Origin of the sequence: Serpentinimonas maccroryi (genome assembly GCF_000828915.1) — a bacterium.
GTDB lineage: Bacteria > Pseudomonadota > Gammaproteobacteria > Burkholderiales > Burkholderiaceae_C > Serpentinimonas > Serpentinimonas maccroryi.
This window is the reverse complement of the sequence record NZ_AP014569.1, coordinates 2,450,922-2,472,258: the sequence shown is the minus strand read 5'-3', so window position 1 is coordinate 2,472,258 and position 21,337 is coordinate 2,450,922. Positions and strand designations below refer to the sequence as shown.

The window sequence follows — 21,337 nt, the reverse complement described above, 5'->3', positions numbered from 1 at the left end:
CCGGCCCGCTTGGCGCACAAGGCCCTATCATCCACCCCCATGAATTACAGCGCCTCCCCGCAAGGCTGCGTCCACATCGTGGACGACGACGCCGCCGTGCGCGAAGCGCTGGGCTGGCTGCTGCGCACGCGCCGCCTGCTCAGCAGCGCCTACCCGAGCGCCGAGGCGTTCTGGGACTGCGCCCAAAGCTGGGCCGAGCCCACCGAGGCGGCCTGCCTGCTGCTGGATTTGCGCCTGCCCGGCCAGAGCGGGCTGGCCTTGTACGAGCGCCTGCCCGCCCTCGTGGGCTGCGCGGCCATGCCGGTGATTTTTCTGAGCGGCCACGCCGACGTCGCCACCGCCGTCGAGGCGGTCAAGCGCGGGGCCTTCGATTTTTGCGAAAAACCGTTTTCCGACAACGCCCTGGTGGACCGCGTCGAGCAGGCGCTGCGGCACTCGGGGCAGTTGCTGGCGCAGCGCCGCGAGGCGCAACGGCGCCAGTCGCTGGTCGGCAGCCTGACCGAACGCGAGCGCGCCGTCATGCGCCTGATCGCCGCTGGCCTGCCCAACAAGTTGGTGGCCGAGCAGTTGCACATCAGCGTGCGCACGGTCGAGGTGCACCGCGCCCACGTGTTCGACAAACTGGGGGTGCGCTCTGCCGTCGATCTGGTGCATCTGCTGCGCGATCTCTGAGGCGCCCCCTTCATCGCCCGCCACCACCCCAATCTCTTCGAGCCATCCGTGTCGCCCCCACCCCTGCTTTTGAACGCCCTGCGGCCCGCCCCGGTTTGGCCCACCCCCTCTTCGCCCACTCTCGCTTGGGCCAGCCGGCCGCAGCGCGCGCACCTGCTTCTGGCCAGCCTGCTGGCCGGCCTGCTGCTGGCCGGCTGCGCCACCCCGCCCCCCGTTGCGGATGCCCCCGCCGCTGCGCCTGCTCCCCTAGAGGCGCCGCCTGCGCCCCGGGTTGCGGTGCCCGAGCCGCCCCCCACCCCCGGCGCCCGCCCGGCCAGCGGCTTTGACGAAATCTGGCCCGAGCCCGTGCTCGGCCCCGAGGCCGCCGTCTGGCAATGGGCCGAGTCGCAGCCGCTGCCGGCGCCGCTCGTGCGCGCCAACAGCCGGTGGCAGCCGGTGCGCTGGAGCGAACTGCCCGGCTGGGGCCGCGACGCCCTGCCCCAAGCCTGGAACGCCTGGCTGCGCAGCTGCGAGCGCCCGGCCCCCACCCTGGGCGCCCTGTGCCAGGAGGTGCGCCGCCTGAGCATCGCCAGCGCCAGCGCGCAGCACGAGTGGATGATGCGCCACCTGCAGCCCTTTCGCGTGCAGTCGCTCGAGGGCAACCCGCGCGGCCTGCTCACCGGCTACTACGAGCCGCTGCTGCACGCCAACCGGGTGCGCCAAGGCCCCTACCAGACCCCCTTGCACGCCGTGCCCCCCGGCCTGAGCCGGGATCGGCCCTGGTTCAGCCGCCAGCAGATGGCCACCGACCCGCAGGCGCTGGCGCAGCTGCAGGGGCGCGAAATCGTCTGGCTGGCCGATCCGCTCGATGCGCTGCTGCTGCAAATCCAGGGTTCGGGCCGGGTGCTGGTGCGCGAACCCGACGGCCGCCAGCAACTGGTGCGGCTGGCCTTTGCCGGCCACAACGGGCACCCCTACCGCAGCGTCGGGCGCTGGCTGCTGGACCGCGGCGCCATCCGCGCCGGCACCTGGGAGGCCATCCGCGCCTGGGCCGCCGCCCACCCCGAGCAGATCAACGAGATGCTGTGGAGCAACCCGCGCACGGTGTTTTTTCGCGAAGAAAGCCTGAACGAACTCGAGGCCCAGTTTGGCCCGCGCGGCGCCCAGGGCGTGGCGCTCACGCCGGGGCGCTCGATCGCCGTCGATCCGCGCAGCATCCCCTACGGCACCCCGGTCTGGCTGCACTCCAGCGGCCCCTTCATCGAGCTGCGCCGCCTCGTGCTGGCGCAAGACACCGGGGCCGCCATCGTCGGCGCGGCGCGGGCCGATTTCTTCACCGGCTGGGGCGAGCAGGCGTTCTTTCAGGCCGCCGGCATCAAACAGCCGGTGCACCTGTGGGCGCTGTGGCCGCGCAGCGCCCCATGAGCACCCGCGCCTGCCCGCAGCGCGTGGGCATCCTCACCGGCGGCGGCGACTGCCCGGGCCTCAACGCCGTCATCCGCGCCGTCACCCAGTCGCTGCTGCGCCAGTGCGGCGCCGAGGTGATCGGCATCGAAGACGGCTTTGCCGGCCTGCTGTGCGAGCCCGCGCGCGCCCGCCGCCTCGACTGGGACGCGGTGAGCGGCATCTTGCTGCTCGGCGGCACCATTTTGGGCTCCAGCAACCGCGCCAACCCGCTGGCCAGCGCCCAAGCCACGGCGCTGGCGCTGGCCAATGTGCGCCGCCTCGGGCTCGATGCGCTGGTGGTGATCGGCGGCGACGGCAGCATGACGATCGCGCACGGGCTGGCGCAGCAGGGGCTGGCCATCGTCGGGGTGCCCAAAACCATCGACAACGACCTCTACGGCTGCGAGCGCAGCTTTGGTTTTGACACCGCCGTGGCCACCGTGACCGAGGCGCTGGAGCGCATCCAGACCACCGCGCACAGCCACCACCGGGTCATGATCGTCGAGACCATGGGCCGCTGGGCCGGCTGGATCGCGCTCGAATCCGGCTTGGCCGGGGCCGCCGACGCGATCTTGCTGCCCGAGCTCGATTACGACCTGCCCACTCTGGCGCGCCACTGCCAAGCGCGGCTGCAGCGCGAGCGCTACAGCGTGATCTGCATCGGCGAAGGGGCCAAGGCGCAGGGCGGCGCGCCCACGCTGCAAACCAGCCCGGCGCTGCCCGCAGACGGCCACCCCGTGCCGCGCTTGGGCGGGGTGGCGCACCAGTTGAGCGCGCAGCTGCAGCCGCTGCTGGATGCCGAGGTGCGCGCCACCGTGCTCGGCCACGTGCAGCGCGGCGGCAGCCCCACGCCTTTCGACCGCGTGCTCGCCACCCTGTACGGCAACCAAGCGGCGCAGCTGCTGCTGCAGGGCCAGTTTGGCTGCATGGTCACGCTCAGCGGCGGGCAACTGGGCCACATCGCACTGGCCGAGGTAGCCCAGCAGCAGCGCACCGTGCCAGCCGGGCACCCGCTGCTGCAAGCGGCGCAGCAGATCGGGGTCTGCTTGGGGCAGGCGGATCGAGACCGCGCCCACAGACCGCCCTTGGACCACCCCTAGACCCCCCATGAACACGATAATTTGTCGCCAAACTTACAAATTATTTCAAGCCGATGAAAAATCAGGCGGGGCAGGCGGATAATCGAATTTTTAAAAATTTTCGGAGACGTCCATGTTCAAACTGAAACTGCTGGCCCTGTCTGTTGCCTTGGCGCTGGGCGTGGCAAGTGCCGCGCACAGCAAAACCTTCCGCTGGTCCAGCGCCAGCGACATCCCCACCTGGGACATCCACGCACAAAACAACGCCTTGGGCAATGGCGTGCACGCCTCGGTCTATGAGTCGCTGGTCTATTACAACAGCCGCACCTTCCGCATCGAGCCCAAGCTGGCCACCGCCTGGACCCAAGTCAGCCCGAACCAGCTGCGCCTGACGCTGCGCCAAGGCGTGCAGTTCCACGACGGCACGCCCTTCACCGCCGAGGACGCCGTCTTTTCGCTGCAGCGCGCCATGGCGCCGACCTCCAACTTTTCCATCTTCACCCAAGGCATCGAGCGCGTGGTGCGTGTCGATGCGCGCACCATCGACATCTTCACCCGCGGCCCCAATCCGGTGCTGCTCAACCAGCTCACCGAGCTGCGCATCATGAGCCGCGCCTGGGCCGAGCGCAACCGCTCGCTCGAGCCGATGAACATCCGCACCCGCGAAGAAAACTTCGCGCACCGCAACGCCATGGGCACCGGGCCGTTTCGGCTGCGCTCCTGGCAGCCCGATCAGCGCATGGTGCTCGAGCGCAACCCCAACCACTGGGGCGGCGTCACGTCCAACGTGACCGAGATCATCTACACCCCGATCAGCTCCGACGCCACGCGCATGGCGGCCCTGCTCTCGGGCGAGGTGGACTTTGTGCTCGATCCGACGCCGCAAGACCTGCCGCGGGTGCGCGCCAACGCCGCCCTGCGCGTGCTCGACGGGGTCGAGAACCGCACCATCTTTTTGGGCATGGACCAGCACCGGCCCGAACTGGTGGGCAGCGACGTGCGCGGCCGCAACCCGCTGCAAGACCTGCGCGTGCGCCGCGCGCTCTACCAGGCCATCGACATCAACGCCATCCACCGCGTCACCATGCGCGGCTTAAGCCAAAACACCGGCGCGCTGGTGGCGCCGATGGTGGCCGGCTGGACCGAGGGCGTGCACCAGCGCCTGCCTTTCGATCAGGCCGCCGCGCAGCGCCTGCTGGCCGAGGCCGGCTTCCCCAACGGCTTTGAGGTCGATTTCGCCTGCCCCAACAACCGCTACATCAACGACGAGCAGATCTGCCAGGCCATCACCGCCATGTGGGCACGGGTCGGCATTCGGGCCCGGCTGCGCACCCTGCCCCTCACCACCTACTTCCCCATGATCCAGCGCTATGAAGCCAGCATCTACATGCTGGGCTGGGGCGTGCCGACCTTCGACGCGCTCTACAGCCTGCAGTCGCTGGTGCGCACCGTCGGCCCGGGCGGCGACGGCAACTTCAACGCCGGCCGCTTCAGCAACCCACAGCTCGATGCCATCATCGACCGCATCAAGACCGAGACCGACCCGCACATCCGCCCGCGCCTGCTGACGCAAGCGCTGCAGATGCACAACGACGACATTGCCCACATTCCGCTGCACAACCAGATCATCCCGTGGGCCATGCGCGCCAACGTGCAGATCGTACATCGGCCCGACAACCGCATCGACTGGCGCATCCTGAACCTCAACTAAGCCACCCGCCGCCCAGAGGTACCAGCCCCTAGCGCGCCGCTGCGGCCCCACACGGGCCGCAGCGGCGGTGCTTATTTATGGCGTGCGCGCGGCGTTGCGCCCGGAGTCAGCCCCCATATGCTCGCTTTTATTTTGCGCCGCTTGCTGCAGGCGGTATTGGTCATGGTCACCGTGGCCTTGATCGCCTTCATGCTGTTTCAGTTCGTCGGCGACCCGGTGAGCCAGATTCTGGGCCAGGACGCCACCGCCGAACAAGTGGCCGAGGTGCGCGCCGCACTTGGGCTCGACCGGCCGGTGTGGGTGCAGTTCGGGCATTTCCTCTACAACGCGGTGCAGGGCGAATTCGGCATGAGCCTGCGCCAAGGCACCCCGGTGGCCACCTTGATCGCCGAGCGCTTCCCGGCCACGCTCGAGCTGGCGCTGGTGGCGGCCGCGCTGGCCTTGCTGGTGGGCATTCCGCTGGGCGTCTATACCGCCTTGCGCCGCGGCAGCGCCTTGGCGCAGGTGTTCATGACGCTGTCGCTGCTGGGCGTTTCGCTGCCCACCTTCCTGATCGGCATCGTGCTGATCTTGATCTTTTCGGTGCAGCTGGGCTGGTTTCCCAGCTTTGGCCGCGGCGAAGTGGTGTACATCGGCGGCTGGAGCACCGGGCTGCTGACGCTGCAGGGCTGGCACCACCTGGTGCTGCCGGCGATCACGCTGGCGATCTTTCAGCTCACCCTGATCATGCGCCTGGTGCGCGCCGAAATGCTCGAGGTGCTGCGCACCGACTACATCAAGTTTGCCCGCGCCCGCGGCTTGAGCGACCGCGCGGTGCACTTTGGCCATGCGCTCAAAAACACGCTGGTGCCGGTCATGACCATCACCGGCTTGCAGCTCGGCGGCCTGATCGCCTTTGCCATCATCACCGAAACCGTGTTTCAGTGGCCCGGCATGGGGCTGCTGTTCATTCAGGCCGTGACCTTTGCCGACATCCCGGTCATGGCGGCCTATCTGTGCCTGATTGCGCTGATTTTTGTCGTCATCAACCTGATCGTCGATCTGCTGTACTTCGTCGTCGATCCGCGCCTGCGCGTCGATCACGCCAGCGGACACTGACCCCGGCTTGCACCCTCCCCCTATGAAAACCACCCTCTTCAAGTGGCTCGACAGCGACGTCGGGCACAGTTTTCGCAGCTCGCCGGCGGCGCTGTTTGCGGCTGCGATTGCCCTCGTCTGCGGCCTGGCGGCGCTGTTTGCGCCCTGGGTGGCGCCGCACAACCCCTTTGATCTGGCCACGCTCGATCTGAACAACGCCCGCCTGCCGCCGGCCTGGTACCCCGAGGGGCAGTGGACCTTTCTGCTGGGCACCGACGACCAAGGTCGCGACATCCTGTCGGCGCTGATCTACGGCGCCCGCATCTCGCTCTTTGTCGGCCTGGTCTCGGTGCTGCTGTCGGTGCTGCTGGGGGTGACGCTGGGCCTGCTGGCGGGCTACCTGGGCGGCTGGGTCGATGCCTTGCTGATGCGCCTGTGCGACGTGATGCTCTCGTTCCCGGCGATTTTGATCGCGCTGCTGATCGCCGGCATCGGCCACACCCTGTTCCCCAACGCGCACGAGGCGCTGGCTTTTGGCGTGTTGATCGCCGCCATCACGCTCACCGGTTGGGTGCAGTATGCGCGCACGGTGCGCGGCTCCACCCTGGTCGAGCGGCAAAAGGAATACGTGCAAGCGGCGCGGGTGATCGGAGTTTCGTCGCTGGCCATCATGCGCCGCCACGTGCTGCCCAACGTGCTCGGGCCGGTGCTGGTGCTGGCCACGATTCAGGTGGCCACCGCCATCATCACCGAGGCCACGCTGTCGTTTCTGGGCGTGGGCGCGCCGCCGACATCGCCCTCGCTGGGCACCCTGATCCGCATCGGCAACGACTACCTGTTCTCGGGCGAGTGGTGGATCACCATCTTCCCCGGCCTGGTGCTGGTGCTGATTGCCTTGAGCGTGAACTTGCTGGGCGACTGGTTGCGCGATGCGCTCAACCCGCGCCTGCGCTGAACCGAGGTCTGCCATGAGCCTGTTGCAAGTCCAAAATCTGGTGGTCGAGTTCCCCAGCCGCCACGGCACCCTGCGCGCCCTCGATCAGCTCTCGTTCGAGATCGCGCCCGGCGAAATCTTGGGTGTGGTGGGCGAATCGGGGGCCGGCAAATCGCTCACCGGCGCGGCCATCATCGGCCTGCTCGAGCCCCCCGGGCGCATCGCCAGCGGCCAGATCTGGCTCGAGGGCGAGCGCATCGACAACCTACCGCCGGCGCAAATGCGGCGCGTGCGCGGGCGCCGCATCGGGGCCATTTTTCAAGACCCCCTGACCTCGCTCAACCCGCTGTACTCGATCGGGCGCCAGCTGATCGAAACCATCACCACCCACCTGCCGCTGACGCACGCGCAGGCACGCCAACGCGCCATCGAGCTGCTGCAAGAAACCGGCATCCCGGCGGCGCAAGAGCGCATCGACCACTACCCGCACCAGTTTTCGGGCGGCATGCGCCAGCGCGTGGTCATCGCCCTGGCGCTGGCGGCCGAGCCCAAGCTCATCGTCGCCGACGAACCCACCACCGCGCTCGATGTCTCGATCCAGGCGCAGATCATCAACCTGCTCAAGTCGGTGTGCAAAAAACACGGCGCCGCCGTGATGCTGATCACGCACGACATGGGCGTGATCGCCGAAACCTGCGACCGCGTGGCCGTGATGTACGCCGGGCGCATCGCCGAAATCGGGCCGGTGCGCGACGTCATCCACGCCGCCGCCCACCCCTACACCCAGGGCCTGATGAGCTGCATCCCCGACATCGAGGTCGAGCGCCAGCACCTGCACCAGATCGACGGCGCCATGCCGCGCCTCAACGCCATCCCTTCGGGCTGCGCCTTCAACCCGCGCTGCCCCCAGGTGTTGGCACGCTGCCACCACGAGCGCCCCGAACTCATGCCCGCCGTCACCACCGAGGCCGCCTGCTGGCTCACCGCCAACGCCGGCGCCACCCCTTCGTTTGAGGCCCAGCCATGAGCGACCGCCCCACCGCCACGGCCGCATTCGGCCGCCCAGAAGCTGCCCCGGGGCTGGCTGGCGGCGCCACCGCTGCAGCCACCCTGGCCGCGCCGGCCGCGCCGCTGGTGCGCGCCGTCGATCTGGCGCGCACCTTTGATGTGTCGGCGCCGTGGCTCAACCGCGTGATCGAACGCAAGCCGCGCCTGTTGCTGCACGCCGTCGATGGCGTGAGCTTCGAGATCGCGCGCGGCCAAACGCTGGCGCTGGTGGGCGAATCGGGCTGTGGCAAAAGCACCGTGGCGCGCTTGCTGGTGGGCTTGTACCAGCCCAGCCGCGGCCGCTTCGAGTTTGCCGGCCAAGACGCGCACGCCGCCTACCGCAGCCGCTCTGGGCGCGCCATCCGGCGCCACATCCAGATGATTTTCCAAGACCCCTACGCCAGCCTGAACCCGCGCTGGCGCGTGGCCGACATCGTGGCCGAGCCGCTGCGCGAACACGGCCTGATCAGCGAGCGGGCGGCGCTCGAGGCCCGGGTGGGCGAGCTGCTGCAGTCGGTGGGCCTGAGCCCGCTGGATCGGGTTAAGTTTCCGCACCAGTTTTCGGGCGGACAGCGCCAGCGCATCTCGATTGCGCGCGCGCTGGCCACGCAGCCCGAGTTTCTGGTCTGCGACGAACCGACATCGGCGCTGGACGTGAGCGTGCAGGCGCAGGTGCTCAACATCATGAAAGACCTGCAGCGCCAGCAGGGCCTGACTTACCTGTTCATCAGCCACAACCTGGCGGTGGTGCGCCATGTGAGCGACCACGTGGGCGTGATGTACCTGGGCCGGCTGGTGGAGCTGGCCCCCAAGGCGCTGTTGTTTGCCCAGCCGCGCCACCCCTACACGCGCATGCTGCTCGAGGCCATCCCCAAGCTGCACCACACCGGGCACGCGCGCACGCCGGTGCAAGGCGAGGTGCCCAACCCGCTCAACCCGCCCACGGGCTGCGCCTTTCACCCGCGCTGCCCTGCGGCGAACCGGCGCTGCAGCAGCGAGCGCCCGGTGCTGCAAAGCCTGGATGGGGTGCGGGTGGCCTGCCACGCGGTGGAGGAAGGGCGGCTCTGAAGGGCCGGCTAGGCCGGGCTGGGCTAGGTTGAGGCTGCAGCCTCGAGCGCGTCGGCCGCCAGGCACAAATCGGCCCAGGCGCGCGCCTTGTCGGCTGGGCTGCGCAACAAGTAGGCCGGGTGGTAGGTGACGACCAGCGGCAGCGTCTGCGCACCGATGCGCGCTTGGTAGATGCGGCCGCGCAGCTTGCCCAGCGGCAGGGTGTGGAGCTCGTCGGGGCTCAGGCAGCCGCCCTCGGCCAGCAGAGTCTGGGCGGCAAAGCGCCCGAGTGCGAGCACGATTTTGGGCTGCAGCAGCTCGATCTGGCGCCGCAGATAGGGCGCGCAATGGGCGATTTCGTCGGCGGCCGGGTTGCGGTTCTGCGGGGGCCGGCATTTGATCACGTTGGTGATGTGCACCCGCTGCGTGCGCTGCAGCTGCAGCGCCGCCAACATGCGGTCGAGCAACTGCCCGGCGCGGCCGACAAAGGGCAGGCCTTGGCGGTCTTCTTCTTCGCCCGGCGCCTCGCCCACCAGCAGCCAGTCCGGTCGCCGGTCGCCCATGCCGGGCACGGCGCACTGGCGCTGCGCGCCCAAGGGGCAGCGCTGGCAGCTGCGGATCTGCTGCTCGAGCGCGTCCCAGTCTGGGGCGGGGGCGGGGGGTGTGGTCGCGGGTGCTGCGGCGGGGGCAGGCGCGGGTGCGGGGGCTCGCGCCGAAGGGGCGACGGCAGGGTGCGCAACGGGCACAGCGGCGGGCTCGGCGCGGTGCGCGGGCCGTGCTGGCGCGGTTTGCGGTGCAGGTGCGGGCGCGGCCTCGGTTTGGGCGCCAAACAGCCACCACGGCCGCACGCCCATTTCGGCCAGCATGGCGCTGTGGCGCGGGCTTAAGCGCGGGCGGGCCGGCTCCCGCGCGGCCGCTGCAAGCGCGGCTGCCGCCTCGGCGCTGGCAGGGGCTGCGGCCGGCGCTGGGTCGGTCACCGGATCGGGTGCTCCTGCGGACGCTTCGTAGTGCGCGCTCATGCAGCGGGCTCCAGTTGTGCCGACGTCAGGCGCAGCGGCTGCAGGCAGAGGCGCAGCACCAGCGCGTCTTCGCGCGCGCCGCCTGCGGCCGGGTAGTAGCCCCGGCGCGTGGCCACGGACTCAAATCCAGCGCGCCGGTAGAGCGCCAGCGCGGGCTGGTTACTGGCACGCACCTCCAGCCACAGCGTCTGTGCGCCCTGGGCTTGAGCCGCAGCCACCAGCCGCTGCAGCAGCAGCCCGCCCCAACCTTGGCGCGCGCGGGCCACGGCCAAGTTGTACAAATGCACCTCGTCGAGCAGCGTCTGCGCCACGAAATAGCCCAGCAGGAGGCGGCCATCGGGCACGCGCAACGCCGGCTGCAGCGCCTCCACGGGCTGCGCCTCCACCGCCGGGGTGCCGCCGTCGCACAGCAACAGCTGCGCCTGGTGCCCGGCGTGCAGCGAGTCGTAAAACAGCTGCTCGCTCCACGGGTGCGCGTGGGCGCGGCGCTCGAGCGCGCACACCGCCTCGAGGTGCTCGGCCTGCATCTGTGCCCATTGCAGGCCCGGCGGCAAGACACCGTTCATGGCTGCCGCTGCCCCGAGAGCTTGAGCGGCAAGCGCTCAGGCTCTGAGTGAACCGTTTGGGCCATTTGCCCTGCTTGGGCAGCTTGGGCAGCTTGCTCTGCTAGGGCCTCGGTCGCGCGCTGCGCCTGCAGGGCGGCACGCTCGGCGGTGGTGAGCGCCACTTGGTCGCGCACATACAGCGGCTGCGCCTCGGCGGCGGGCACCGCCAGCCCTGCCGCCCAATGCCAACCCGCCAGCCGCAGCAGCGCGGCGGCGCTCGGCCATGCCGGCACCTGCGGCACCGCCCGCCACGCCAGCGGCAAGCGCTCGGCGTAGGTGGCCAGCGCGTTGCTCAGCAACCAGGTGGGTTCTGCCTCGGCGCCTTGCAGCCACTCCAGCGGCAGCGCCTCGGGCGCGCACAGGCGCGGGGCGCCCTGCATGCGCCAGCCAGCCAAAGCGCTGGGTGCGCCGGGCCCACCAAGTGCGTCAAATGTGTCGCAAGTGCTGGGCGCACCGGGCGTGCCGGCAAAGTCAGGCACGCTCAGCTGCGTGGCCGGCTGCCAACGCAACTCGGCCACGTAGAGCTCGCCCATGCGCGCATCCAGCGCCGCCACTAGGCGGGTCGGCCGGGGTTGATCGCCCCCCAACCCCAGCGCGCAGCCGGCGTGCCAACCCTCGTCGGCCAGCGCCAGCAAGGTGCCGATCGGCAACACCGGCACTCCCCCGGGGCGCGCCGCCAGCGCCAGCCCCTGCACCACCGCACAGGCCGTGCGCAGGCCCGTGAAGGCCCCTGGCCCTTGGCCAAAGGCGATGGCATCGAGCTCATCCAGCCGCCAACCGACCTCGTCCAGCAAACCCAGCAGACACGGAATCAGCAGCGCCGACGCTTGAGCGCCGCCCTCGCCTTGGTATTGCGCCAGCGGCTGGGCCCCAGCCGCACCCAGCGCCACGCTCAGGCGCTCGGTGCTGGTCTCGATCGCCAGCACGCGCTGCGCCGCGTAAAGCGGGCGCGGGGGCAAAGCGGGGCTGGTCGGGTTCATGGCTCTGGATTATCCTGCCAGATCCGCAACCAGGCGCTGCTAAACTGCCAGCGCGCCCATGCAGCCGGAATCTCGATGCAGGCCCAGCCGGCTCCGGTTGCTTTGGCGCCCTCAAGGCATCAATCAAGGCCTCATCCGCGAGATCGTCCCCCATGTTCCTAGCGCACCCCGTTGGCACCCTGCGCCGCCCACCGGCCCCGCGCACCTCGAGCGCCCGGCACACGCTGAGCGCCTTGGCTGCCCATGCCTCCCTCGCCGGTCTGCTGCTGTGCAGCAGCATGGCGTGGGCGGCCTCGGGCCAAACCGCTGCCACGGCCCCGCCCGCAGCAGCCCGCCACACCACCCCCCTGCCGCCCGCCGTCACCAGCGCGCTGCGCGCCGCCGCGCTGCCGCCCGAGGCGCTGGCGCTGTGGATCGCCCCGGCGCAGCCCGATGCCGCGCCGTGGCTGGCGCACCAGCACACCGCGCCTTTCAACCCCGCCTCCACGCTCAAGCTGGTGACCAGTTTTGCAGCCCTCGACCTGCTCGGCCCCGGCCACCTCTGGCGCACCGAGGTCTATAGCAGCGGCGACTTGCGCGAGCGCGTGCTGCACGGCAACCTGTACCTGCGCGGCGGTGGCGACCCGGCGCTGGTGACCGAAAAACTCTGGCTGCTGCTGCGCCGGGTGCAGGCGCTGGGCATCGAGCGCATCGCGGGCGACATCGTGCTCGACCGCAGCGCCTTTGCCGAGCCCGAGATCGACCCCGCCACCTTCAACGACGAACCGCTGCGCGCCTACAACGCCGGCCCAGACGCGCTGCTGGTCAACTTTCGCGCCCAGGTGTTCGCCTTCACACCCGATGTGGTGGCAGGCGTGGCGCGCATCCGCGCCGAACCGCCGCTGGCCGGGGTGCAGGTGCCGGCCACGGTGCCGCTCAGCGCCAGCAGCCCAGCCATCGCCAGCACCGCCAGCCCCCCCCCGGCAGCCAACGCCGCCCCAGCCCAGTGCGGAGACTGGCGCGCCGCCCTGCGCGCCGATTTTTCCCACCCCTTGCAGCCGCGCTTCCACGGCAGCTACCCCGCTGCCTGCGGCGTGCGCCACTGGCCGCTGGCGCACCCCGAGCCGCGCCGCATGGCCGAGCGCGCCGTGCACGCCCTGTGGCTGGCCAACGGCGGCACGCTCGGGGGCCAGGTGCGCGAAGGCAGCGTGCCCGTGGGCGCCACCGAGCGCTTGGTGTTCGAATCGCCCACGCTGGCCGAGGTGGTGCGCGATGCCAACAAGTTCAGCAACAACGTCATGGCCCAGCACCTGCTGCTCGCGCTCAACCAAGCCGATGGCCCCGCCACCTTTGCGCGCTCACGCCAGCGCCTGCAGCAGTGGTGGTTGCAGCGCTTCGGCCCCGACCTGCCCCTGCCCGAAGTGGGCAACGGCTCGGGCCTGAGCCGCGACGGCCGCGCCAGCGCACTCGCCCTGGGCCGGCTGCTGCAGCAGGCCTATGCCTCACACGCCATGCCCGACCTCGTGGCCTCGCTGCCCGCCAGCGGCCTCGACGGCACACTGCGGCGCAGCCGCATGGGTGCGGGCTTGGCGCACCTGAAAACCGGCAGCCTGCGCGACGTGCAAGCCCTGGCCGGCTACGTGCACCGCGCCGACGGCCAGCGGCTGGTGTTGGTGGCCCTCGTCAACCACCCCAACGCCCACGCCGCCCGCCCGGCGCTCGATGCGCTGGTGCAGTGGGCGGCCAGCGCTGAGCGCCCGGCAAGCCGCTGAAGCCCAGCGCCAAAACCCTCAAACCTGCGGCCCGTCCACCGGCCCAATGGCCACGGCGACTTCACCCACCCCCTCAACCCAGCCGCGCAGCTGGTCACCGGGTTGCACTGGCCCCACACCCTCGGGGGTGCCGGTGTAGATCAGGTCGCCGGGCTGCAGGTGGTAAAAGCGCGACAGGTCAGCGATCAGCTCTGGGATGCTCCAGATCAGCTGCTCGGTGCTGGCCTGCTGCCGCGTCTGGCCGTTCACTTGCAGGCCGATGGCCGATGGCGCCAGCACCTGCCCCGGCAGCGGCAGCAGCTCCGAGCACACGGCGCCGTGCTCCACGTCTTTGCCCAAGTCCCAAGGGCGGCCCAGCTCGCGCGCCGCCTGCTGCAAGTCGCGCCGCGTCATGTCCAGCCCCACGCCGTAGCCGTAGATCAGCGCCGGTGCCTGCTCTGGGGTCACTTCAAAGCCGCCTTGGTGCAGCGCCACCACCAGCTCGACTTCGTAGTGGAAGTTGCGCGTGCCGGGCGGGTAGGGCAGCGTGGCGCCGCTGGGCACCAGCGTGCTGAGCGATTTGGTGAAATAAAACGGCGTTTCGCGGCTTTTGTCCACCGTAAAGCCCATTTCGGCGGCGTGCGCGGCGTAGTTTCGGCCCACGAAAAACAGCCGCTTCACGGGGAAACGCTGCGCCAAGCCGCGTACAGCCAGCGCGGCGACGGGTGGTGGGTCAAAGAGGTAGGTGCTCATGCTGGACAAGGATTGATGGGTGGAGCAAAAAGGGGGCCCAACTCAGATGCTAGCGCATGAGGGCCGACCACGAAGCCCAAACACGCAACCTAGCTGCGCCCCCAAACACGCACCCGCCCAACCAAAGCACGGCACTGATGCGAAAATCCCCCCATGGACGATCACGCTCAAGCCTACACCCCCGAACTCGTGCCCACCTTGGGCCGCCAGGCCCGCGCCGCGGCGGCGCAGATGGCCAGTGCCAGCGCGGCCACCAAGGCGGCGGCGCTGCGCGCTTTGGCTGCTTTGCTGCGCCAGCACGGCGCGCCGCTGCAAGCCGCCAACGCGCTCGACCTCGAGCGCGCGCGCGCTGCCGGGTTGGCCGAGCCGCTGCTGGACCGCTTGCGCCTGAGCGCAGCGGCGCTCGAAACCTGCGCCCAAGGCTGCGAGCAGCTGGCCGCCTTGCCCGACCTCATCGGCGAGATCAGCGGTTTGCGCCAGCAGCCCAGCGGCATCCGCGTGGGCCAGATGCGCGTGCCCATCGGCGTGTTTGGCATGATTTACGAGAGCCGGCCCAACGTCACCATCGAGGCTGCGTCGCTGGCCATCAAGAGCGGCAACGCCTGCATTTTGCGCGGCGGCTCCGAGGCCATCGCCAGCAACCGCGCGCTGGCGGCGCTGGTGCAGCAGGCGCTGGGCGCCGCCGGCCTGCCGCCCGAAGCGGTGCAGCTGGTGCCCTGCACCGACCGCGCCGCCGTGGGCCAGCTGATCGCGCTGCCGCAGTACGTGGACGTGATCATTCCGCGCGGCGGCAAGGGGCTGATCGAGCGCATCAGCGCCGAAGCCAAGGTGCCGGTGATCAAGCACCTAGATGGCAACTGCCACACCTACGTCGATGACCCTTGCGACCTCGAGCTGGCGCTGCGCGTGACCGACAACGCCAAAACCCAAAAATACAGCCCCTGCAACGCCACCGAAAGCCTGCTGGTGGCGCGCGCCGTGGCGGGCGCGTTTTTGCCGCGCATGGGCGCGGTGTTTGCCGCCAAAGGCGTGCAGATGCGCTGCTGCCCCGAGAGCTTGGCCATCTTGCAGCCGGCGCTGGGCCTAGCCACCACCGCCCCATCAGCCGCCGCAAGCCACGACCACGCTGCCCCCGCGTCAAGCGCAAATGGCAACGCGCCCACTCCGCTGCTCGTTCCCGCCACCGAGGCCGACTGGGGCACCGAATACCTCGCAGCCATCATCAGCATCAAGCTGGTGGCGGGGCTGGACGAAGCCATCGCCCACATCAACCGCTATGGCAGCCAGCACACCGACGCCATCCTCACCACCAGTCACGTGCACGCGCAGCGCTTTTTGCGCGAGGTTGACTCCAGCAGCGTGATGGTCAACACCAGCACCCGCTTTGCCGACGGCTTCGAGTACGGACTCGGGGCCGAAATCGGCATCAGCACCGACAAGTTCCACGCCCGCGGCCCGGTCGGGGTCGAGGGCCTGACCTCGCTCAAGTACGTGGTGTTGGGCCAGGGCGAAGTGCGGGGCTAAGCGCGCATGCCACGCTCCAGCCGCAGCGCACCCCGTGCGCCCGCCCCCGACCCGCGCTTTGTCGAGCAGCCCAGCCTGTTTGGCGATGACACCCAGCCCAAGCAGCCGCCCCAGCAGCCGCCCCTAGGCGCCGCAGCGGCCAACGCCACCACCCAGCCCAAAACCTCCCAGCCCAACACCGCCACCTCCCTGCTCGTGCAAGCCCCAGGCCAGCGCCAACGCTCGGCCGCCGGGCAGGCCTTTGAGCGCGAGCGCGCGCGCATCGAGCGCCTGCGGCAGCAGCTGCAAACGCTCGAAGCCGACGGCCAAGCGCACCGCACCCGCTGCGCCCAGCTGCTGGGCCCCTTGCGGCAGCAGCAAAAGCAGCTGCGCCGCGCCATGGTGCTGGCGCTCGACCCGTGGCTCGAGGGCAAACCCAAGGGCCTGAGCGCCAACCAGTTGGACACGCTGCGCCAGATCGTCTGCGCCCAGTCCGAGAGCCTGGCGCTCGAGGGTGAGGCCGACATGGCGGCTCTGCACGACCGGCGCAGCCCCCAGACCCTGGCCGAGCGCCAGCTCGAGCAAGCCAAAGCCATCCACCAAGACTTGCAGCAGGGCCTGGGCGACGCGCTCGAAACCGAGCTGCCCGAGTTCGACCCCGACAACCCCAGCGCCGCGCTGCACGCCGCCCTCGAGCACTTGCAGCAGCAATTCAAGCAGCAGCGAGACGAGCAAGAACAGCTGGCGCAGCAAAAGGCCGCCAAGCGCGCCGCCAAACAAGCGCGCCGCAAACCCAGCGCCGCCGCCGAAATGGCCGCCGCCCACCTGGCCGACGCCGACGCCACCCTGCGCCTGCTCTACCGCCAGCTGGCCAGCGCGCTGCACCCCGACCGCGCCGCCGACGCCGCCGATCAGGCGCACAAACACACGCTCATGAGCGCCGTCAACGCCGCCTACGCCAACCGCGACCTGGTGGCGCTGCTCGAGCTGCAGTGGCGCGCCGAACTGGTGGACCCCGACCACCTCGAGCGCGTGGGCGACGAGCGTCTGCGCAGCCTCACCCTGCTGCTCAAACAGCAGGCCGCCGCGCTCGAGCGCGACCGCCAAGCCTGCCAATGGCGCTTGGCCGAAGAGTTCGACTTGCTGCCCCATGAGGTGTGCAACCTCGCCAGCCTGCGGCGCGCGCTGCAAGACAATCTTGACGATTTGCAAGACGAGCTCGAGCTCATGCAGCACGACCTAGAGCAGGTGCAGGCGCTGGCCACCCTCAAGCCTTGGCTCACCGAGCAGCGCCGCCTGTTGCGCGCCGCCGAGCGCGAGCAGCAGCAGCGCCGCGCCTTTGCCAGCCTCGACGACTTGGACCCCTGGGGCTGACGGCCCCCCTTTTACTAGAGGCTGAACGCCCCACCATGAGCAGCAAACCCCGTGTCGTCGTCGGACTGTCGGGCGGTGTCGATTCCGCCGTCAGCGCCTGGCTGCTCAAGCAGCAGGGCCATGAGGTCATCGGCATCTTCATGAAAAACTGGGAGGATGACGACCAAAGCGACGACAGCGGCGACGGCGCCAGCGCCCATTGCAGCAGCCGCCAAGACTGGATCGACGCCGCCAGCGTGGCCGACCGCATCGGCATCGAGCTCGAGCACGTCAATTTTGCCGCCGAATACCGCGAGCGCGTATTTGCCGAGTTTTTGCGCGAATACCAGGCCGGGCGCACGCCCAACCCCGACGTGCTGTGCAACGCCGAGATCAAGTTCAAGGCCTTTTTGGAGCACGCGCTGCGCCTAGGGGCCGAGCAGATCGCCACCGGCCACTACGCCCGCGTGCGCCTCGACGCCGCCAGCGGCCGCTACCAGCTGCTCAAAGGGCTCGATGGGCTCAAAGACCAGAGCTACTTTTTGCACCGCCTCACGCAGGCGCAGCTGGCGCGCACCTGCTTTCCGGTGGGCGAGCTGCGCAAGACCGAGGTGCGCCGCATCGCCGCCGAGATCGGCCTGCCCAATGCGCGCAAAAAAGACAGCACCGGCATCTGCTTCATCGGCGAGCGCCCGTTTCGCGAATTTTTGGGCCGCTACCTGCAGCACCAGCCCGGCCCCATCCGCGCCCCCGACGGACGCACCATCGGCCAACACGTGGGCCTGAGCTTTTACACCCTGGGCCAGCGCCAGGGGCTGGGCATCGGCGGCCTCAAACCCCGTGCGGGCGCCCACGGCGGCGGCGAGCACGCGCCCTGGTTCGTGGCGCGCAAAGACCTGGCCCACAACACCCTGTGGGCGGTGCAGGGGCACGAGCACCCGTGGTTGCTGTCTGACGCGCTGCAGGCCCAAGACGCCAGCTGGGTGAGCGGCAGCCCCCCGCCACCGGGGCCCTACGGCGCCAAAACACGCTACCGCCAGGCCGACGCCCCGTGCCGCTTCGAGCCCGGCGCAGAGCCCACCGCTGAGCCCGGCGCCCATTTCACCCTGCAGTTCGATCAACCCCAATGGGCCGTCACGCCCGGGCAAAGCGCCGTGCTCTACGACGGCGAGGTTTGCCTGGGAGGTGGTGTTATAGGCACGGCAAGCGCCGCGTGCGGCAACTGGCGCTCACGCTCGGCACAGGCACCGGCACCCAGCACAACGGCATTGCCAACGTGCGGAGCCTCTGATCATGGACCAGACTGACTTGATTGCCTTGGTGGACCGGTTGCGCGCCGAAGGGCGCGAGGCCAGCACGGTGGAGTTCAAGTCCGGCTGGGATTTGCCGCGCGACATCGGCGAATACCTGTCTGCCCTAGCCAATGCGGCGGTGTTGGAGCGGCATGACCACGCCTACCTGGTGTGGGGCGTGAACGACAAGACGCATGGGGTGACCGGCACCACCTTCAAACCGTTCACGGCCAAGGGTGACGGTGCGCAACCGCTGATCATGTGGCTGACACAGGCGACCTCACCTCGGCCCGACTTCGAGTTCCATGAAGTGCAACACCCGCAGGGGCCAGTGGTGGTGTTGGACATCAAGGCCCCACGCACGGCTCCCTTGGCATTCGCCGGGGTGCGCTACATCCGCATCGACAGTCATAAAACCAAGCTCAGCGACCATCCCGACAAGGAGTTGCGCATTTGGGACTTTTTGGGGCAGAAGTCCGATTGGTCGGGCGAGATCGTGCCAGACGCGACGGTGGCTGATTTAGACCCCGAAGCCTTGGATGCTGCACGCAAACGCTTTACCGAATACTTGCTCAAGGCAGAGCCCGACACATCGCGGCACGAGCACATTCGCGCTGATGCCCAAGGCACTACCGCAACCAATGGTTGATTGACGGCATGATTCGCCTGCGCATGATTGACCAGGTGGGTAGCGGTATACGGCGCATGTTTCAAACCCAGCGCGACCGCTACTTTCCTCTGCCTGACTTCGTTTTCGAAGTCACCGAACCTGGGCATTTATGTCGGCCAAAGTGGCGGAGTGGGCGGGCCAGAAGGCCAGCTACATCCGCAACAAAGGCTTGGACGACGGTTACTACCGCAAGCTAGTGACCGACTACTTGAAGAAGTACGGGCAGGCTTCCCGCAAAGACTTGGACGAACTCCTGCTGGCCAAACTGCCAGACGTGCTCGATGCCGCCCAGAAGGCCCACAAAATTCGAAATTTGCTGCAAGCCATGCGTCGCTATGGCCTGATTCACCGCACGGGCCCCAAGGCCACGGCGATTTGGCGCCTAGCTGAGGGCGGCCCCGAGGGCCAAAGCTAGCTATTGCCGAAAGACTGTGCTTAGCAAACAAAAAACCATAAGTTGTTGATTTAAATATTTTCTTAGGCCCGTTTTGGCCGGCAATTTACAACTGGCTTAGCAATGAAGCTTCAAAGCGCCGTGCTGTACGACGGCGAGGTTTGCCTCGGAGGTGGTACTATTAGCACTTTTGGAGGCAGCGATGCAAACGGACTTAAACGAACAGCGCCGTGAGCGCTTGGGGCGGTATTTGCAGGCCCATTTTGGGGCCATGGCACCCGAGGTGCTACAAGAAGTGTGCGCGCACTTCAGCTGGGTCGAGCTTGAAGCCGGTGAGGTGTTGCTGCAACAGGGCCAAGTGGCCGACGCCGCCTACCTGAGCCTGAGCGGGCGGCTGCGCGTTTACGTCAACGGCGCCGACGGCAGCCAGCGCGCGGTGCGCGAGCTCGGGCGTGGCGAGATCATGGGCGAAATCGGCCTCTACAGCGAGGCCCCGCGCACGGCCACCGTGGTCGCAGTGCGCCACACGTTGCTGGCGCGCCTCGACAAAGCGCAGTTTGTCGATCTGGTGCAACGCTACCCCCAGGCCTCGTTTGCGCTCACGCGCCAGATCATCGAGCGCTTGCAAACCCAGAGCACCAGCCGCCCCGAGGCAGCACCGGTGATGCTGTGCCTGCTGCCCATCACCGCCCACGTGCAGGCCGCCACCCTGGCCGCAGACCTGCAGCGCGCCCTAGCCAAACACGGCCGCGTGGCCTGCATCGGCGCCGCCGAAGCCCGCGCCCAGGCACTGCAAAAGCACGGCGCGGCCAGCGACGCCGCCTGCGCACTGGTGCTCGACGAGCTTGAAACCGGGCACGATTTCGTGCTCCTGCAGGCCGACGTCGCCGACGAAGGCTGGAGCCGCCTGTGCACGCGCCACGCCGACGAAATCCTGCTGCTGGCCCAGGCCAGCGAGCCGGCGCACATCCACCCGATCGAACAAGCCTGCCTGATCGAATCGCTGCAGCTGGGCGCACCCAACCAAACCCTGCTGCTGCTGCACCCGGCCGAGCTCAAAAGCCCGCTCGGCATGCGGCGCTGGCTCGATCGGCGCCCGGTCAATGGCCACATCAACCTGCGCCCCGCCCTCGAGCGCGACGTGCAGCGGCTGGCGCGCATCCTCAGCCACCAAGCCACCGGGCTCGTGCTGGCCGGCGGCGGCGCGCGCGGGCTGGCACATCTGGGCATCTGGAAAGAGCTGCAACGCCGCGGCATCGAAATCGACTGCGTCGGCGGCACCAGCATCGGCGCCATCATGGCGGCGCTGATCGCTGCCGACGGCGACGTGAACACCACCATCGACATGGCGCGGGGCGCGTTTCGCATCAACCCCACCGGCGACTACAACTGGCTGCCGCTGGTCTCGCTCATCCGTGGGCGCCGGGTGCGGCGCGTGGTCGATGAATCCTTCCAGCAGATCACCGGCGGCCAGGCCGACCTGGTCGATTTGTGGAAGGGCTTTTTCTGCATCGCCAGCAACTACTCGCGCGGTCAAGAGCTGCGGCTGCAGCAAGGCGATTTAAGCCAAGCCCTGCGCGCCAGCTTGGCCATACCCGGAGCGCTGCCGCCCGTGATCCGCGACGGCGAGCTGCTCTGCGACGGCGGCACCTTCAACAACTTCCCGGTCAACGTGATGCGCGAGCAGCGCGGCGTGCGGCGCGTCATCGGCGTGGACCTGAGCCCGCGCAGCGCGCGCCGCCTCACCTTCGATGAAATCCCCGGCCCCTGGGCGCTGCTGCTCGACCGCCTGCGCCCGCGCGCCAGCCGCCGCTACCGCCTGCCCTCGCTGGTGTCGTACCTGCTCAACGTCTCGATCCTCTACAGCGCCTCGCGCCAAGCCGAATCGCGCCGCCTGTGCGACCTCTACCTCAACCCGCCGCTGCTCAAAGTCGGGCTGCTGCAGTGGAACCAGTTCGACGCCATCGTGCGCCAAGGCGAGCAACACGCGCGCGAGGTGCTGGACCAAGCCGAGGGCACGGCGGCCGCGCCCCAAGCTTGAAGCGC

21 protein-coding genes are annotated in these 21,337 nt (G+C 69.2%); 17 read left to right on the top strand and 4 right to left on the bottom strand.

The window, feature by feature from the left end; all coding sequences use genetic code 11:
* Positions 1-39 precede the first annotated feature (39 nt).
* From SMCB_RS11315 to SMCB_RS11280, 8 genes are all read left to right on the top strand, one after another.
* Complete coding sequence (locus SMCB_RS11315) at positions 40-672, top strand: response regulator transcription factor (RefSeq protein ID WP_045537096.1); 633 nt, start codon at positions 40-42, stop codon at positions 670-672.
* A 48-nt stretch (positions 673-720) separates the two neighbouring features.
* On the top strand, positions 721-2,076 hold the full coding sequence (mltA, locus tag SMCB_RS11310) for a murein transglycosylase A (protein WP_231851210.1): 1,356 nt from the start codon (positions 721-723) through the stop codon (positions 2,074-2,076).
* On the top strand, positions 2,073-3,197 hold the full coding sequence (locus SMCB_RS11305) for a 6-phosphofructokinase (protein WP_045538115.1): 1,125 nt from the start codon (positions 2,073-2,075) through the stop codon (positions 3,195-3,197). Before mltA ends, SMCB_RS11305 begins: the two co-directional genes overlap by 4 nt.
* 112 nt (positions 3,198-3,309) lie before the next feature.
* Positions 3,310-4,887 (top strand): ABC transporter substrate-binding protein, encoded by a 1,578-nt coding sequence (locus tag SMCB_RS11300; protein ID WP_045537094.1) that lies wholly within the window; start codon positions 3,310-3,312, stop codon positions 4,885-4,887.
* A gap of 117 nt (positions 4,888-5,004) precedes the next feature.
* On the top strand, positions 5,005-5,985 hold the full coding sequence (locus SMCB_RS11295) for an ABC transporter permease (protein ID WP_045537092.1): 981 nt from the start codon (positions 5,005-5,007) through the stop codon (positions 5,983-5,985).
* Between the two features lie 22 nt (positions 5,986-6,007).
* Positions 6,008-6,919, top strand: coding sequence for an ABC transporter permease (locus SMCB_RS11290; RefSeq protein WP_045537090.1), 912 nt, complete (start codon positions 6,008-6,010; stop codon positions 6,917-6,919).
* 13 nt (positions 6,920-6,932) lie between these two features.
* A complete protein-coding gene (locus SMCB_RS11285; protein ID WP_045537088.1) occupies positions 6,933-7,925 on the top strand; it encodes an ABC transporter ATP-binding protein in 993 nt (330 codons plus the stop codon).
* Positions 7,922-9,013, top strand: a complete 1,092-nt coding sequence (locus tag SMCB_RS11280) for an ABC transporter ATP-binding protein (protein ID WP_082027377.1) — start codon at positions 7,922-7,924, stop codon at positions 9,011-9,013. The genes SMCB_RS11285 and SMCB_RS11280 overlap by 4 nt, the downstream gene beginning before the upstream one ends.
* A gap of 23 nt (positions 9,014-9,036) precedes the next feature.
* Here the strand turns inward: SMCB_RS11280 and SMCB_RS11275 are convergent, their stop codons facing one another.
* Genes SMCB_RS11275 through tsaB form a run of 3 tightly spaced genes read right to left on the bottom strand, consistent with a single transcriptional unit; the run spans position 9,037 to position 11,596 of the window.
* Complete coding sequence (locus tag SMCB_RS11275) at positions 9,037-10,011, bottom strand: uracil-DNA glycosylase (RefSeq protein WP_197539305.1); 975 nt, start codon at positions 10,009-10,011, stop codon at positions 9,037-9,039.
* Positions 10,008-10,577, bottom strand: coding sequence for a GNAT family N-acetyltransferase (locus SMCB_RS11270; protein ID WP_045537086.1), 570 nt, complete (start codon positions 10,575-10,577; stop codon positions 10,008-10,010). Before SMCB_RS11270 ends, SMCB_RS11275 begins: the two co-directional genes overlap by 4 nt.
* Positions 10,574-11,596 carry a tRNA (adenosine(37)-N6)-threonylcarbamoyltransferase complex dimerization subunit type 1 TsaB gene (gene tsaB / locus SMCB_RS11265; protein WP_052468519.1) on the bottom strand — a complete coding sequence of 341 codons (1,023 nt, stop codon included), beginning with the start codon at positions 11,594-11,596 and terminating at the stop codon, positions 10,574-10,576. The genes SMCB_RS11270 and tsaB overlap by 4 nt, the downstream gene beginning before the upstream one ends.
* Before the next feature lie 152 nt (positions 11,597-11,748).
* Here tsaB and dacB point away from each other — a divergent pair, with 152 nt between their 5' ends.
* Positions 11,749-13,347, top strand: coding sequence for a D-alanyl-D-alanine carboxypeptidase/D-alanyl-D-alanine endopeptidase (dacB, locus tag SMCB_RS11260; RefSeq protein WP_082027376.1), 1,599 nt, complete (start codon positions 11,749-11,751; stop codon positions 13,345-13,347).
* A gap of 18 nt (positions 13,348-13,365) precedes the next feature.
* Here dacB and SMCB_RS11255 read toward each other — a convergent pair whose 3' ends face one another.
* Positions 13,366-14,079 (bottom strand): fumarylacetoacetate hydrolase family protein, encoded by a 714-nt coding sequence (locus tag SMCB_RS11255; protein ID WP_045537084.1) that lies wholly within the window; start codon positions 14,077-14,079, stop codon positions 13,366-13,368.
* 153 nt (positions 14,080-14,232) lie between these two features.
* On the opposite strand from SMCB_RS11255, the gene SMCB_RS11250 reads away from it, so the two are divergent.
* The 8 genes from SMCB_RS11250 to SMCB_RS11225 all read left to right on the top strand — a co-directional run bounded on the left by SMCB_RS11250 (position 14,233) and on the right by SMCB_RS11225 (position 21,332).
* Positions 14,233-15,603 carry a glutamate-5-semialdehyde dehydrogenase gene (locus SMCB_RS11250; RefSeq protein WP_045537083.1) on the top strand — a complete coding sequence of 457 codons (1,371 nt, stop codon included), beginning with the start codon at positions 14,233-14,235 and terminating at the stop codon, positions 15,601-15,603.
* 6 nt (positions 15,604-15,609) lie between these two features.
* Complete coding sequence (locus SMCB_RS11245) at positions 15,610-16,956, top strand: coiled-coil domain-containing protein (RefSeq protein ID WP_045537081.1); 1,347 nt, start codon at positions 15,610-15,612, stop codon at positions 16,954-16,956.
* 35 nt (positions 16,957-16,991) lie between these two features.
* Complete coding sequence (mnmA, locus tag SMCB_RS11240) at positions 16,992-18,242, top strand: tRNA 2-thiouridine(34) synthase MnmA (RefSeq protein WP_045537079.1); 1,251 nt, start codon at positions 16,992-16,994, stop codon at positions 18,240-18,242.
* Between the two features lies 1 nt (position 18,243).
* Positions 18,244-18,876: an ATP-binding protein gene (locus SMCB_RS12995; RefSeq protein ID WP_231851209.1), complete on the top strand. Its 633-nt coding sequence runs from the start codon at positions 18,244-18,246 to the stop codon at positions 18,874-18,876.
* Positions 18,877-18,884: 8 nt separating this feature from the next.
* A complete protein-coding gene (locus SMCB_RS13360) occupies positions 18,885-19,094 on the top strand; it encodes a hypothetical protein (protein WP_197539304.1) in 210 nt (69 codons plus the stop codon).
* Positions 19,007-19,312: a hypothetical protein gene (locus SMCB_RS12985; RefSeq protein ID WP_034114265.1), complete on the top strand. Its 306-nt coding sequence runs from the start codon at positions 19,007-19,009 to the stop codon at positions 19,310-19,312. Before SMCB_RS13360 ends, SMCB_RS12985 begins: the two co-directional genes overlap by 88 nt.
* Before the next feature lie 102 nt (positions 19,313-19,414).
* Entirely contained in the window at positions 19,415-19,525 is a 111-nt protein-coding gene (locus SMCB_RS13355) for an aminomethyltransferase beta-barrel domain-containing protein (protein ID WP_420834895.1), read from the top strand.
* Positions 19,494-21,332 carry a patatin-like phospholipase family protein gene (locus SMCB_RS11225; RefSeq protein WP_045537078.1) on the top strand — a complete coding sequence of 613 codons (1,839 nt, stop codon included), beginning with the start codon at positions 19,494-19,496 and terminating at the stop codon, positions 21,330-21,332. The genes SMCB_RS13355 and SMCB_RS11225 overlap by 32 nt, the downstream gene beginning before the upstream one ends.
* Positions 21,333-21,337 lie beyond the last annotated feature (5 nt).